This window comes from Paraburkholderia sp. J69-1, from assembly GCF_905220255.1.
In the GTDB taxonomy this organism is placed as follows: Bacteria; Pseudomonadota; Gammaproteobacteria; order Burkholderiales; family Burkholderiaceae; genus Paraburkholderia.
The window spans coordinates 14,639-28,820 of the sequence record NZ_CAJMZG010000011.1 but is presented as its reverse complement, the minus strand read 5'-3'; the positions used below and the strand labels follow the sequence as shown (position 1 = coordinate 28,820).

Below are 14,182 nucleotides of genomic sequence, written 5' to 3'. Positions count from 1 at the left end.
TTTTTTGTGGCGCTGGGTCAACGTCAAAGCGGCAACGGCCGATCCTGAAAAATGCTCTTCATCACGAGCGTGGACGTCAGCCGCAACACCGAAGGCAACGGCAGCAGGCGGCGGTCGTAGAGCGTCTGGAACGCCTTCAGATCGCGCGTGACGACGTGCAGCATGTAATCGGGCTCGCCGAACAGACGCTCGGCGCGCGTGATCTCGGGAATGTCGACCAGCGCGTCTTCGAAATCCTGCACGTTCTCGCTGCTGCCTTCGCGCAGCGTCGCAAAGACGATCGCCGAAAAATTCAGCCCGACCGCCGACGGTTCGATCGTCGCCCGATATCCGCTGATGACCTGCGCGCCTTCGAGCGCACGCAGCCGCCGTTGGCACGGCGACAGGCTCAAGCCCACGCGCTCGCTCAGCTCGGTGATCGAAAGTCGTCCGTCCTGCTGAATCTCAGCAAGAATCTTGCGGTCAATGGCATCCATGCGCGAAATATTAGCGCGCGGACGCGCCTTCTGACAAGAAATAGGGAGCACTTCCCCGCTCCAAAACCCTAATATTTGCGACCCTGGCGCACGTGTCCGCACGCATCGTCATCACCGGAAAAGAAAGGGAAGTACGGCTGTGCAAGCAAGTTTGTTGACCGCGTTCTGGATCGTCTCGTTCTCTCTCGTCATGGTCCCCGGCGCGGACTGGGCCTATGCGATTTCAGCGGGCCTGCGCGGACGCGTGGTGGCGCCGGCGGTGGGCGGCATGCTGCTCGGCTATCTGGCGATCACGCTGGTGGTGGCGGCGGGCGTGGGCACGCTGGTGACGAGCGTGCCGGCCGTGCTGTCGGTGCTGACCGTGGTGGGTGGCGCGTATCTGCTGTGGCTGGGCGTGAAGACCGTGATGCGGCCGGCGTCGCAGCTTAGCGCGGGCGACGATCAGGCGCAAAGCAGCAAGCAAGGCTGGGCGCTGCGCGGCTTTGCGATCAGCGGGCTGAACCCGAAGGCGATTCTGCTGTTCGTGGCGCTGCTGCCGCAGTTCACGCGCAGCGACGCGGGCTGGTCGGTGTCGGTGCAGATTCTGGTGCTGGGCGTGCTGCACATGATCAACTGCGCGTCGGTGTATTCGGTCGTCGGGCTGGGCTCGAAGGCCGTGCTCGGCACGCGGCCGAAAGCGGCGCGCATCGTGAGCCAGCTCTCGGGCGCAGCGATGATCGTCGTGGCGGCGGCGCTGTTTGCCGAGCAGGTGTTCGCGTTTGTGCGGCACGGGTGAGAGGGGTTAGCGCGGGGGCGATGAAACGCCCCGCCTCGAACCCTTAAACCCTCACCCCCGCGCTTCTCTCCCTGCCCGCCGCATCTCCATCGGCAGGAACCGCACCAGCAGATGCAGCACCAGCGGCACGATGATCCCATCGTCGATTACGCCCGCCACCGGCAGCGCGACATTGAACGGGTCCAGCGCATAAAGCGCCAGCAGCACCGTCGCCGGGATCAGCCACACCGGGCGGCCGGGCTGACGCAGGGCGTACCACAGCACGCGCGCATCGCCCTTCACGATTCTCCACAACAACGCCAGACGCTTCATTTCCCGACCCTCCGCGCAATCAAGCGGTCCCAGCCCGCTCAGTGCGTTCCGTGCCCTGGCGCATCCGAGCGCGAGGTGCGCACCACCAGCCCATCGGGCGAAAAGTGCGCATTGAACATGCCGTCGCCGGTCACGCCGCCTTCGGCCCAATGCCAGCTCCACACTTCCTCGTGACTCAGCGCGTACTTCGCCACTTCGGCCGGCTTGCCGAGCAGGCGGCGCACATCGTCCTGCGTCATGCCGGGCACGACCTGGGCGATATTCTGCGCGGTCAGCGCCTGGGTCATGGCGACGAGCTTGCCGTCGGCGTCGAAGTCGAGCATCCACGTATTCAGACCGTTCGGGCCGCGCGGATATTCGAGCCGCTCGGTGCCGTCGTCGTTCTGCCAGACGATCTCGGGTTTGCCGGCCTTCTGGCGCACGTCTTCGACGGTCGATACGCCGATTTTCAGGCCGCCGAACGCCATCGAATCCGGCTTGATGGCGTTGACGGCGTCGGCGACTTTCTGCTGGTCGCAGGCGGTGAAGAGTGTCGCGCTCGCAGCGAGGGCGAGACCAAGGCAACAGGTGCGGAACATGGGCTATCTATGAACGATCAAGCGAGAATCAAGTGGGAAATCAACCAGATACGACTGTGCGCGGCCGTCAGAGTTTCTGCGCGATGGCGAGCGTGACGATGCGCGCCCAGCGTTTCGCCTCGCGCTCGCTGGGCATCGGCAAGTGCCAGAGCGGTTTGCGCGCATCGGCCACGCGCAGTGCGACGTGCCAGCCGTTTGCATCGCGTGCGGGCTGCGCGCCTTGCAGATCGGCGAAGATGTAGGCGCCGTGCTCCGCGCCTTGCGTGATTTCGCACAGGCGCTTGCCCGCAGCCAGCCGCACCTCACCCCACGGACCGGCGACGCGATGGGTCCAGTTCCCCTCGCCGCGCAAATTCGGCGCGATGTCACGGCGGCGCTGCAGCCACCACGCAATCAGCGCGATCACGACGGCCGCAGCCACCACGGCCGCGCCGATCGCCACGCCAACGCCGAAGCTTGCGGCAATGGCCTGATACGCGCGCACCGCGCCATAAACCAGCGCGGCGAAGACAAAAAGCAGTACGAATATGGGCATACGAAAACGGACACCACGCACGCTGCGAGGCGCGCGCGGACGAAGCAAAGGGGGAAGTCGCCGCGCATCGGATCGGGTCACCCGGAACGATGCAACGCGGCACGATAACAGCGCGCCGCCCGCGCCGTTTTGGCCCCGTGGCAAGAACTTGTCTCACCGCAAGGCCGCCACAACCTCAGGCGCGCGCCGCCGGCTTACTGCTGCGGATGTTGCGCCGCCCATTCCTTGACGGCACGCAAGGTGTTCTCCACGTGCTGGTCGGGCGACAGGCTGGTGTATTCGTAGATGATCTTGCCGTCCGGCGCGATCACGTAAGACACGCGATTGGCCATCGACGCGTGCAGCGGCATCGACGCATCGTAAGACTTGATGATCTTCGAGTCTTCGTCGGCGGCCACCGGGAACTTGCTGCGGCACTCGCTCACCGAGAACTTCGTGAGCGTGTCGATGTTGTCGTGCGACACGCCAATCACCGTCGCGCCGTACTTCTTGTATTCGTCGACGGCTTCGGCGAATTCATGCGCCTCGATCGTGCAGCCCTTGGTGAAGGCTGCCGGATAGAAGTACACCACCACCGGCCCCTTCTTGAGTTCGGAAGCGAGCGTGTAGGTGTAGGTCTTGCCACCCAGCGACGCCTGCGTCGTGAAGTCGGGCGCGGGGTCGCCCGGCTTGAGCGTGGCCTGCGCGCTCAGCGCGAACAGCGAAAGCCCGGCGCACACGAGCACTGCAGCGGCGCCCGCGAAATACCTCGGTTTCATGTCGGATGTCCTCGTGGTCCTTGAACGGGTCGCCGCCAGCAATGAACTGACGATGCACGCGCACTGCGCGGCGGCGAGCGCCCCTATTGGACCACACTCGGCTGCCGCGCGCAGAACGCGGCGCCGCATGGCTCATGTGGCTTACGCGGCTCTTTCAGCGCGTTGCTGCGTGCCGCGGATCAACCATCCGCGTAGGCCGAGAACCAGGCGCCCGCCCACAGGTTGAGTTCGCCGAGCAACGGCGGCGTGAGCGCCTCGAAACGTCCGCCCGCTTCGGCCACCAGCGATTGCGCGAGCTGGTCGTCGCCACGTTCGGCCGCTTCGGCCACGCGCAGCAGCGTGCCCAGTTCGCCGCGCTGGCCGTCCACGGCCTCGCTGATCTCGACCGACAGGCCAAGGCGCTCGAGCGTGTTCGCGGGCGTCGAGCCCACCAGCACGTGCACGAGCGAAAAGATGCCGGTCATGAAGGCGGCATCGGCGAAATCGGCGTCATTGGGCGCGAGGCTGCGCGCGGCCAGTTCCATGAAGTGCGAACGCGTACCCGCGAGTTGCACGAGCGGGTCCGAACCCCACGGCAGATCGCGTCCGCTCGCGTAGAGCAACAGTTGCGCCCAGCGCGCGATCTGGCGCGTGCCCGCCGCCAGCACGGCTTCGCGCAGCGACGAGATCGGCCGGCCCGGCGCATAGGCGCTCGAATTGACGAGGCGCAGCAACTGCACCACCACGCCCGGATGGCTGCGCAATTCGGTTTCGAGTTCCGCGATACCCACGTCGCCCGCCACCAGCGCGAGCAGGCGCACCAGCGCCAGCCGCGAGGCACGCACACGCGGCGCGCGCAACACCTGCGGACGCGCGAAGAAGTACCCCTGGAACAGGTCGAAGCCCAGTTCGCGCGCGTATTCGAAGTCCTCGCGCGTTTCCACCTTCTCGGCGATCAGCGTCTTGCCTTCGGCCGAGATCGCGGCCACGAGCGCGGGCAGCGCCTCGCGCTCGGTCTGCAGCAGATCGACCTTGACGATGTCGGCGTATGGCAGCGCGCGGCGCAGGCCGTCGGTCAGCGCGTTCACATCGTCGAAGGCGATGCGGTAGCCCGCGCGGCGCAACTGCGCGAGACGTTCGAGCACCGCCGTATCGAAGCCCACGTGTTCGAGCACTTCGAGCACGAAGCGGTCGGGCGGCAGCAGATGGACGATGTCGTCGAACAGCAGCTCGCGGCTCATGTTGACGTAGCCGTGATGGCGGCCCAGCACGGCCGGCACGCCGAGCTGGCCCATCGTGCGCGTCATCACCTGGGCGGTGGCGAGCGCGTCGTCGAAAACATCGGCGCGATTCTGCGGGCCGCCGCGAAATAGCAGCTCATAGGCGCTGAGCGCGCCGTTGCGGTCGAGGATCGGTTGCCGGCCCAGATAGACGAACGGCTGGGGACTGCCGGGCTGGGCAGACGGTGAGGCGGACTGCGCGTGCAGGTCGGACTGCGGAGCGCCGGGACCGCTATCGCCTGGCGCGGCCGGATGCTCCGGTCGTGCGGACGCTGACGATGAATCGGACATGGCGAAAAGGCTCGGGCGGATAAATTCGGTCTGGAAGACCCGGCCCGCGCGGAACACCTCGATGGGTTCCGGTCGCGCGGACCTGATCGGACAATAACCGGTCAAAAATTGGCGTACGGGAAAATGGCCGGTCTGGCGCCCCGGTTCTCATGCAGCCAATACAAAAGACTAACGCAAAGTCTTGCGCGTGGGGCGCTGAGCATGCATCCTGCATCGCCGGGGACGTCCGACCGGCGCCACTTTAACCGAATCTGGCCGTGCTGGCATCGCCCGCGGCGATGAGCGGGCCATCTCGTCGTTTTTTCTGCGCGGTCGCTAAAGATTTCGTGTACGGGGTCGATATCCCGGTCTGATGGGGCGTGTCATGCCGGTGGCCGATCCGCCCGCCCCGCGAGACGGACTCGACGCACACACGCCGACTAAGTACAAAGGTTGCCAGCGAAACACATGGAAGCGAACAGGATCTCCGCGCCCCGCCCGGGCTGGCTACGCACGGTCATGGGCCGACTGCGGGCACGCACCGGCCGCCGAGGCGCAGCCGACGTTTCGCTCGCCGCGACAGGCGGCGCGCCGCTCGTTCCCGCCGCAGCGGATCTGGCTGCGCTGACTGCGCAGTCCGCCAGCCTGAACGCGATGCAGGATGCATCGGGCACGGCCATTGCGCCGACGTCGAAGCTGCCTGCCGTCACCTCGGATTCCGTGTCGCGTTCGTTCGAACAGACTGCTTGCGCCGTCGACTTCCTCGTACACGTCGATCGCAACCTGCGCTTTCTTTATGTTTCTGACGCGAGCCTGCGCTTTGCCGGCTATCACCGCGAATTCCTGCTCGGCGCGACGCTGCACGACCTCGTCGCGCCCGAACATCTCGCGCGTCTGGACGCCCTCTTCGTGCGCGTGATGGAAAGCGGCGGCGTGGAGAAAGAAACCGTCGATCTGATCAAGGCGCTGACCTATCCGATGGCCGTCGAGCTGCGTGTGCAGCGCGCGTCTTATGCAGGCATGGACGGCTTCGCGATTGCGGGCTTCGATGTCTCCGCATGGCAAGGCGCGCAGGCGCGTCTCACGCACGCGCTGCATCACGATCCGCTCACCGGTCTGCCGAACCAGGCCGCGCTCGGCCCCGCACTCGAACAGGCCCAGGCCGAAGCCGACGCGCATGGCGTGCCGGTCGCCCTGCTGCTGCTCGATCTCGACGACTACCAGCGCGTGAACCGTGCGCTCGGCTATGACGCCGGCGACGAACTGCTGCGCGAAACCGCGCGCCGCCTGACCCATCTCGCCTTGCAGGGCGAGTTGATCGCGCGCATCGGCAGCGACGAATTCGCGATTCTCATCACGCCGCAACTGCGCGGCGAACCGGGCAACATCCGCGTGGCCGCCGAAGCGCTCGCGCGCCGTCTGCTCACCTCGATCCTGCAGCCCTACACGTTCCGCGATCAGCCCGTGCATCTGTCGGCGAGCATCGGCATTGCGTTCCATCCGGACCAGCGTATCCACGCTCCGGCTCATGCGGATGAAGCCAGCGATGCCAACGATGCGCATACGGACAGCACGGCCGACGATCCGACTGAAAAGCCGGCTGACCCGACCCCGCTGATCCGCCGCGCCGACCAGGCGCTGCAGCAAGCCAAGGCCGCGGGCGGCAACACCTTGATGTTGCATGTACCCGACAACGATCCGACCGACGCGCTGCGTCTGAAGCTCGAGTCCGATCTCTACGATGGCGTGCGCAACGGCGAGTTCTCGCTGCACTTCCAGCCCATCACCAGCAGCATCACGCGCGGGGTGGTCGGGGTCGAAGCGCTGATCCGCTGGCAACATCCATTGCACGGTCTCGTGCCGCCTTCAACGTTTATTCCGCTTGCGGAATCCGTCGGCCTGATTAATTATCTCGGCAACTGGGTTTTGAAAGCGGCCTGCATGCAGTTGACGCAATGGGACGAGCAAGGCATCGCCTTGCAGTACATCGCGGTCAACGTATCGCCGCAGCAGTTCCGCAATCCGCGATTCAAGGACAGCGTAGAGGAGGCGATCCAGCTCACAGGGCTCGATCCGCGTCGGCTTGTCTTCGAAATCACTGAGAGCCTGCTGATGCAAGACCCGCAACATGCGGTTAAGCTGCTCGAAGAGCTCACGGGCCTGGGCATCCGCTTTGCTGTGGATGACTTCGGCACCGGCTATTCGAGCCTTGCGTATTTGCAGCGCTTTCCGCTTTCGAAACTGAAGATCGACCGCAGCTTCGTCGAGAATCTGCTCACTTCGCGTAACGATCAGGCGATCGTCAACGCGGTAGTGGGGCTTGCGCGTACGCTCGAACTCGAACTCGTCGCCGAGGGCGTCGAAACCGAGGCGCAGCGCGAGTTGCTCACGAAGATGGGCTGCGACCACATCCAGGGATGGCTCGTCTGCAAGGCGTTGCCTTCGGAGGAGCTCTCGCAGCGTTTCGAGTCGCGCACCCTGCACGTCCACCGCGTGCACTGATGCCGACACCGATACACGCAGGGCATTAGCGAAATTGACATGGTTCAGATGGTAAAGGCTGTCCTGCTCGACCGGCTCTGGGCTCGCATGAACGAGCGCGGGGACTTCCCCATGCTGTCGCAATCGCTGCGCACCACGGTCGCCGCCATGACGAACGACGACTACGACTTCAGCGCGCTCGTGAAGGTCGTGCTGTCCGACTTCGCGCTCACGCAGAAGGTGCTGCGTCTGGCCAACTCGGCGATGTACATGGCTTTCGGCGGCAACATCACCACCGTCACGCGTGCGTTGATGGTGCTCGGCATGGATGCCGTGGGCCATCTCGTGGTGGGCCTGAAGATCGTCGATCACTTCCATCACAGCGCACCGCGCCGCATCGACGCCAAACTCGAACTCAACCGCACCATGCTGTCCGGCTTCGTGGCCCGCAAGCTCACGGAGCGCGGCGACCTGCGCGCCGGCGAGGAAGCCGTGGTCTGCACGCTGATGCGTCAGGTCGGCAAGCTGCTGGTGGTGTTCTATCTCGAACCCGAGTGGGACCAGATCCGCCGCGAATGCGACAACGGCGTGGGCGAGGACGAAGCCTGCATCGACGTGCTCGGCGTGACCTTTGCCGAGATCGGCCAGGATGCGGCTTCGCGCTGGCGTCTGCCCGAAGCGATCCGCGAAGGCATGGGCGAGTTCGATCCGGCCGGCACCGAGCCGCGCAACGTGCAGTGGCTGCGCGCGATCACCAACTATTCGACCGAAGTCGCGCGCGTGCTGACCACGCCGGGCCTCACCGAAGAAACGCGCGAAGAGCACATCACCGATCTCGCGCACTTCTATGGCCGCGCGCTGTCGACCGATCCGGAAACGCTGGTGCAGATGAGTCTTGCGCTCGCGCGTGAGGAAGCCGACGACGGCGTGATGCGCGAGATCGTCGAATTGCGGGCGAACGCCGACGCCATCGCGCGCGAATCGCTGGACCCGGAAGCGCGTATTTCGGCGGGCGTCGTGGACTTGCGCTCGCTGCCGCCCGACAGTTCGCTGAACACGGCGCTCACGCTCGCCACCGAAACCGTGCTGGCCGGTCTGGGCTTTGCGCGCACCGTGGTGTTCGTGCGGCGCGGCGCCAACATGTTCGAAGCGCAGCGCGGCTTTGGTCCGCAGATGGACGATGGTCTGGAAAAGCTGTCGTTCAGCGCGGCGTTCCAGCCCGATGTGTTCCATCTGGCCATCGCCAATTCGGTGGGCATCTTCATCGAGAATGCGCGCGACCCGAAAATGCTGGCGCGTCTGCCGGGCTGGTATCGCGCCCGCTTCGACGATACGCGCGCCTTCGTGCTGCTGCCGGTGGCCGTCCAGGGCGATGCACCCGTCGCCCTGCTCTACGGCGACTGGCTGCTGACCCAGGAACCGCGCCGCATCTCGCAGAAGGAAATGAGCGCGCTCAACGAACTCGCGCACGAACTGTCGCGCTTCTTCGCGGCCAGTCCGGTCAAGGCCTGAACGTTTCAGGCCAGTTCGAGCGGGTAGCGGCGTGAGCGCCGCGCCCGCCTCTCCTCGACGGCGCATCGCGCTGCTCCGCTCTCGTTTCTTCCCCGCTCAATCCTCGATACGCTCCAGTCCTTGCGCCTCGGCGTTGCGATCGGCGGTGCCCGCCCACGCCGCTGCCGTCAAGGCAAGCTCGGCCGCTGCGCCCAGATCGAGCGGCGCGAGCGATGCGCAGGCCATATCGGCCGTAGCCCAATCGCCGCTTTCCAGCGCGTCGATCACGTCGAGCAGACGTCCCAGCACGCCTTCGCGGTGCGCGATCGCCGCGCGGATCGGCTTGGCGATGCGCAGCACTTCGAGCGCGCTGTCGATCGAGCCGCCGAACACCGCATCGACGAACGAGAACACGCCCACCAGAAACGCGGCGCCCTCTTCGCTCGGCCCGGCCTCCGGCACGATGGCCGCAGCCAGTTCCATGAAGCGCGCACGCGTGGCGGCCAGCTGCAGCAGCGGATCGTCTTCGAGCTTGACCTTGCGGCCATCGGCGTAAAGCAGTAATTGCGTCCAGCGCGCGATGCGGTTGGTGCCCGTGGCGTTGATCGCCTCGCGCAGCGTCGTCACCCGGCGGCCCAGCGCATAGCCGCTCGAATTCGCGAGGCGCATCAAGTGCATCACCAGCACGGGATTGAGCTTGAGCTCCGCTTCGAGCTGCATCACCGTGGGCTCGGACGCGAGCAGTTGCAGCAGGTTGAGCAGCGCCTGTCGCGGCGCGCTCGCACGGCGCAGACCGCCCTGATGCTTCGCGAAGTAATAGCCCTGGAACCGGTCGAAGCCGAGCGCGTGAGCGCGATCGTGGTCGGCGGCCGTTTCCACGTTGAGCGCAACGAGGATCTTGCCCGCCGACTTCAGCACGCTGGCGAACTTCGGCAGCAGCGCGGGCGCGATATCGCGCGTGTCGAGCTTGATGGCGTCAACATAGGGCAGCAGCTTCGCGAACGATTCGTCGGCCTTCGTCACGTTGTCGAGCGCGAAGCGATAGCGCTTCGCATGCAAGGCGACGAGACGCGCAACGAGTTCCGGGTCCGCGCCAATGCCGACCGGCAGTTCGAGGATCACGCTTTCGGGCGCGAGGCGCAGCAGCCTGTCGTCGAACAGCACTTCGCGCGTGACGTCGAGCCAGGCCGGATGGCCGCACAAGGCGGCGCGCAAAGCCGGCGTGCAGAAGCCCTTGATCAGCGCGGCGGCGGCCGTTGCCTGCGGGTCGACTTCATGAAGCACTTCTCTGAGCACGACGCGCGGCAGTGTCTCGTACGCGCACAACATGCCATCGCGGTCCAGCAGGGGCTGGCGCGCAAAATAGACCTGATATGGATCGGCCAGCGGGCCGCAGGATGGCTGTTCGCCTTCGACGCCGGACTCTTGCTGCCGGGCTACGGCACTGAAGCTCATGGTTCCCCCGCGAGGCGCCGTGCCAGAAGCGGCGCCAAGGTCGTATGGTGGTCTCTTTTCTGATTCGTTCTTGCTGGCCGCCGATGCGTGTTGTCCCGCGCTTTGACGTGCGCGATGACGCTAAAACACAACAGTCGCGGCCACTATTTCCTTACCAATTCTATCCTGGCCAATACGGCCAGCATATGAAGCAAACACTCAATTGCACAAAAATTATAGGGGTCCTGCGCCTGTTGCGTAGGGCTTTCACGCAAGGCAGAGCACACCACTAATCAGCAATCCGAACTATTTATCGAGTAAAAAATACCGGCCAGACAGAGCTGGCCGGTAGCGTGTCCTGCGGTGCTTTTCAGCGTCGTGGCTTACTTCAGCACGACCTTCACGTCGAAGTACTTCGCGGCGATCTTGTCGATCGTGCCGTCAGCCTTCAGGTCCTTGAGCGCGCCGTTCAGGGCGGCCTTCAGCGCGGCGTCGTTCTTGCGCACGCCGTAGCCCACGCCTTCGCCGAGCAGCTTCGCGTCGACGACCTGCGGGCCCGCGAAGGCAAAGCCTGCGCCTTGCGGCTTGTTCAGGAAGCCCTTCGATGCGGCTTCTGCGTCCTGGAACGCAGCGTCCAGACGGCCCGAAACGAGATCGGCGTAGATCTGGTCCTGCGTCTGGTAAGGCACGACGTCGACGCCAGCCGGCGCCCACTTGGCCTTCGCGTAGGTTTCCTGGATCGTGCCCTGGAGCACGCCCACGTGCTTGCCCTTGAGCGATTCCGCGGTCGGCAGCAGCGGGCTGCCCTTCTTCGCGATCATCTGGTTGGGGATCGCGTAGATCGGATCGGTGAAATCAATCGCCTGGCGGCGTTGATCCGTGATCGTCATGTCCGAGTTGATGGCGTTGAACTTGCGCGCCTGCAGCGCCGGGATCAGGCCGTCGAACGAATTTTCCACCCACACGCACTTGACCTTGAGCTTCGCGCAGACGGCGTTACCGACGTCGATGTCGAAGCCTTGCAGTTCGCCGCTCGGCGACTTCGATTCGAAAGGCGCATACGACGCCTCGACGCCGAAGCGGATTTCCTTGAGGTCGGCGGCTTGCGCTGCCGAAATGCCCGCGCCGAAGGTGACGGCCGTGCAGAGCGCGAAAGTGGCCAGCTTGTTCCAGTTCATGTTCATCAATGTCTCTTTCCAGTCGAAATACGGTGCGCTCCGTCGGTTTGCGGGGCGCGGCACAGGATCGCTGCGCCAAAATTGCGGCTCAAACGATCGCACCCTCTGTGATGCGCCGCAGCAACCGCAGGGGCGCGATTGTACCGCGCCTTGCGCGCGCGCCCGCCAAACAGCCCTGCTGCGAAGATGCAATTGCGTGTCGTAGCTACGCAAGTGCGCCAACCTGAGGCGGGCCTCAGATCAGCGCCGCCAGTGTGGCTTCGGTGGTCTCCACCACCAGCAGACCGGCACGCAAACCCGGCTTCACAGTGGGATTCGGAAACACGATGCGCTCCTCGTCGTGCGCGACCACGTAGCGATACGCGCCATCCTCGGCGAGCACGGTGTCCCGCGCGAACGGCGTGAAGTTCGGCACATCGGCGGCCACGTTGAGCGCGAACGCGTCGCTCTGCTTCGTGATCTGGCCGATCACGGTGAACACGCGCGGCAGAAGCGCGTTATCCGTTTTCGTTGCGCCCGCAAGCAGTCTGCGCAGCGCGGCGTCGGCGTTCGCGAAGCGCGCGAGATCGTTCTCGCCGAATGGCCGCACCTTGCCGAGTTCCAGCGTGCAGGCCGTCGCGCCGCAGTGATCGGCGGTAAACGAGGAGTACGTCGCGCCCTTTTCCGTGTGGATCAGCACGGCCGCGATGCGCGCATCCGCGAGCCAGTCGAACATGGCGCGCGTAGGTTCGCCCCCGGTATAAGGCAGCAAGGCGAACTGCTCGAACGCCGAGGCGCGAATCGCCGTGTGCATGTCGAGGTGCCAGCGCCTGCCCGGCTGCGTGGACGCCGCCGCGAAAAAGCGCTGTGCGGCCGCTTCGAGCGCGACAGCGCGCGGCGCTTCGCGGCTTTGCGGCACGCGCGCATGACGCCCGCCAAACAGCCGGTTGAGGTCGTCGTCCTGATAGCGCATCGCGGCGCGCATCGCCGCCACGTTGCCCAGCACCACGAGCACCCGGCACGCAAGCGCGAGACGCCCGGCCGCAAGATCGGCGACGATCTTCGCAAGCAGTTCGATCGGCGCGGTTTCATCGCCGTGCACGCCGGCGGAAAGCAGCACGCTGGGCGTGGTTTCGCTCACGCGCGCGGGCTCCAGCAGCAGCACGCCTTCGTCGAGCCATTGCCAGCGCACCGTGTCGTTCGCGCACGCGCCCTGCGCCTGCGAGGCATCGGCGGGACGCGTGCCCGCGAGCGTCGCGCCGAGAAAATCCGCCAGCACCGCTTCAGCGCTGGAAGTCATAGAGCGAGCCCAGGCCGAGAATCTGCGTGAGTTCGTCGAGCGCCGTGCGCGACTCGACCAGCAGCGCCGGATCGGTGAGATCCTGCGGCGCGAGACGATCGCGATAATGCTTTTCGATCCACGTATCGAGGCGGGCAAACAGCGTGTCGTTCATCCACACGCCAGGCGCGACGGCAGCACGTTCGGCTTCGTCGAGCACCACGCGCAGGCGCAGGCACGCCGGGCCGCCGCCGTTCTTCATGCTTTCGCGCAGATCGAACACCAGCACTTCGTCGATCGGCCCGGTCTTTGCCGTGAGTTCGTCGAGATAGCGCGCCACGTGCGGGTTTTCGCGGCATTCCTGCGGCACGACCAGCACCTGCTTGCCGTCCGCGCAACTCAGCAACTGGCTGTTGAAGAGATACGAGGAAATCGCATCGGCCACGCTCACCTGCGAGTCGGGCACTTCGATCACGTTGAACGGCGCGCCGTGTGCGCCCAGCTTGCTGCCCAGTTCTTCGTAGACGGCCTTCTGGTCGACGAACGCGCGCTCGTGGCAAAACAGCGTCGTGCGATTGCCGACGGCGATCACGTCGTTGTGAAACACGCCCGCGTCGATCACATCGGGATTCTGCAGCGCGAACACGGTATCCGCTTCGCTCAGGCCGTGGCGCTGCGCGACCGCACGGCTCGCCTCGAAAGTCTGGCGCGCCGGGAAGCGCTTCGGCTCCGGTCCGCGACGATATTCGCTGCGGCCATAGACGAAGAACTCCACGCCGCGCGTGCCGTATTCCGCGCAAAAACGCGTGTGATTGGCCGCGCCTTCGTCGCCGAGCGCGGGCGTGCCCGGCAGCGCATCGTGCACGACGAAATGCGACGGGTCCGCGAAGATCGCGCCGAGCGTGCGGCGCGTGTACTCGTGCTCGATGGCGCGATGGAGCTTGCTGCACAGATTGGCGGGCGTGAAATGCACGCGGCGCTCGGGCGTGTCGGCCGATGGGCTGACGGTTGCCGCGTTCGCGGTCCACATCGCCGAAGCGGAGCTGGCCGCAGCCAGTAGTTCGGGCGCGTCCTTCGCGGCGCGCGCGATGGCGTCGGCGTCCTTGCCGGTGAAGCCGAGTTCGCGCAGCAGGCGAATCGACGGACGCTCCTGCGGCGGCAACACGCCCTGCGCAAAGCCCAGGTCGGCGAGGCGCTTCATCTTGCGCAGACCTTGCTGCGCGGCGGCGCGCGGATTGGCGACCGACTTCTCGTTGTTCTGCGAAGCGACGTTGCCGAACGACAGCCCGGCGTAGTTGTGCGTCGGGCCAACGAGTCCGTCGAAATTGGCTTCAAGTGCCGTGGCGGCCCGCCTGGCGGATGAGTTCATCGTCGATC

13 protein-coding genes are annotated in these 14,182 nt (G+C 65.6%); 3 read left to right on the top strand and 10 right to left on the bottom strand.

The genetic code is table 11. The features are described 5' to 3' along the window. Window positions 1-23: 23 nt before the first annotated feature. Window positions 24-476: an Lrp/AsnC family transcriptional regulator gene (locus tag U5A67_RS20975; RefSeq protein ID WP_205986474.1), complete on the bottom strand. Its 453-nt coding sequence runs from the start codon at window positions 474-476 to the stop codon at window positions 24-26. A gap of 139 nt (window positions 477-615) precedes the next feature. Here U5A67_RS20975 and U5A67_RS20970 point away from each other — a divergent pair, with 139 nt between their 5' ends. Further along, window positions 616-1,251, top strand: a complete 636-nt coding sequence (locus tag U5A67_RS20970; protein ID WP_321815742.1) for a LysE family translocator — start codon at window positions 616-618, stop codon at window positions 1,249-1,251. 51 nt (window positions 1,252-1,302) lie between these two features. Here U5A67_RS20970 and U5A67_RS20965 read toward each other — a convergent pair whose 3' ends face one another. From U5A67_RS20965 to U5A67_RS20945, 5 genes are all read right to left on the bottom strand, one after another. Beyond that, on the bottom strand, window positions 1,303-1,563 hold the full coding sequence (locus U5A67_RS20965; protein ID WP_205986471.1) for a hypothetical protein: 261 nt from the start codon (window positions 1,561-1,563) through the stop codon (window positions 1,303-1,305). Between the two features lie 38 nt (window positions 1,564-1,601). Then, window positions 1,602-2,141 carry an outer membrane protein assembly factor BamE domain-containing protein gene (gene bamE / locus U5A67_RS20960; protein ID WP_205986470.1) on the bottom strand — a complete coding sequence of 180 codons (540 nt, stop codon included), beginning with the start codon at window positions 2,139-2,141 and terminating at the stop codon, window positions 1,602-1,604. Between the two features lie 67 nt (window positions 2,142-2,208). Next, window positions 2,209-2,676, bottom strand: coding sequence for a hypothetical protein (locus U5A67_RS20955; protein WP_321815741.1), 468 nt, complete (start codon window positions 2,674-2,676; stop codon window positions 2,209-2,211). Between the two features lie 194 nt (window positions 2,677-2,870). Then, window positions 2,871-3,434 (bottom strand): peroxiredoxin, encoded by a 564-nt coding sequence (locus tag U5A67_RS20950; protein WP_205986468.1) that lies wholly within the window; start codon window positions 3,432-3,434, stop codon window positions 2,871-2,873. Window positions 3,435-3,613: 179 nt separating this feature from the next. Next, window positions 3,614-4,984 carry an EAL and HDOD domain-containing protein gene (locus tag U5A67_RS20945; protein ID WP_321815740.1) on the bottom strand — a complete coding sequence of 457 codons (1,371 nt, stop codon included), beginning with the start codon at window positions 4,982-4,984 and terminating at the stop codon, window positions 3,614-3,616. A gap of 447 nt (window positions 4,985-5,431) precedes the next feature. Here U5A67_RS20945 and U5A67_RS20940 point away from each other — a divergent pair, with 447 nt between their 5' ends. Together U5A67_RS20940 and U5A67_RS20935 are read left to right on the top strand one after the other, a co-directional pair. Beyond that, window positions 5,432-7,465 carry a GGDEF domain-containing protein gene (locus U5A67_RS20940; protein ID WP_321815739.1) on the top strand — a complete coding sequence of 678 codons (2,034 nt, stop codon included), beginning with the start codon at window positions 5,432-5,434 and terminating at the stop codon, window positions 7,463-7,465. Between the two features lie 48 nt (window positions 7,466-7,513). Further along, the gene (locus U5A67_RS20935) at window positions 7,514-8,956 is read left to right on the top strand and encodes an HDOD domain-containing protein (protein ID WP_205986508.1); all 1,443 of its coding nucleotides are present in this window, start codon (window positions 7,514-7,516) and stop codon (window positions 8,954-8,956) included. Between the two features lie 96 nt (window positions 8,957-9,052). Here U5A67_RS20935 and U5A67_RS20930 read toward each other — a convergent pair whose 3' ends face one another. The 4 genes from U5A67_RS20930 to astB form a co-directional block, all read right to left on the bottom strand. Continuing rightward, complete coding sequence (locus tag U5A67_RS20930) at window positions 9,053-10,390, bottom strand: EAL and HDOD domain-containing protein (protein WP_415767889.1); 1,338 nt, start codon at window positions 10,388-10,390, stop codon at window positions 9,053-9,055. Window positions 10,391-10,752: 362 nt separating this feature from the next. Next, window positions 10,753-11,553 carry an ABC transporter substrate-binding protein gene (locus U5A67_RS20925; RefSeq protein WP_205986464.1) on the bottom strand — a complete coding sequence of 267 codons (801 nt, stop codon included), beginning with the start codon at window positions 11,551-11,553 and terminating at the stop codon, window positions 10,753-10,755. A 229-nt stretch (window positions 11,554-11,782) separates the two neighbouring features. Beyond that, a complete protein-coding gene (astE, locus tag U5A67_RS20920; protein ID WP_321815738.1) occupies window positions 11,783-12,826 on the bottom strand; it encodes a succinylglutamate desuccinylase in 1,044 nt (347 codons plus the stop codon). After that, window positions 12,810-14,174 (bottom strand): N-succinylarginine dihydrolase, encoded by a 1,365-nt coding sequence (gene astB, locus U5A67_RS20915; RefSeq protein ID WP_321815737.1) that lies wholly within the window; start codon window positions 14,172-14,174, stop codon window positions 12,810-12,812. Before astB ends, astE begins: the two co-directional genes overlap by 17 nt. Window positions 14,175-14,182: the final 8 nt, after the last annotated feature.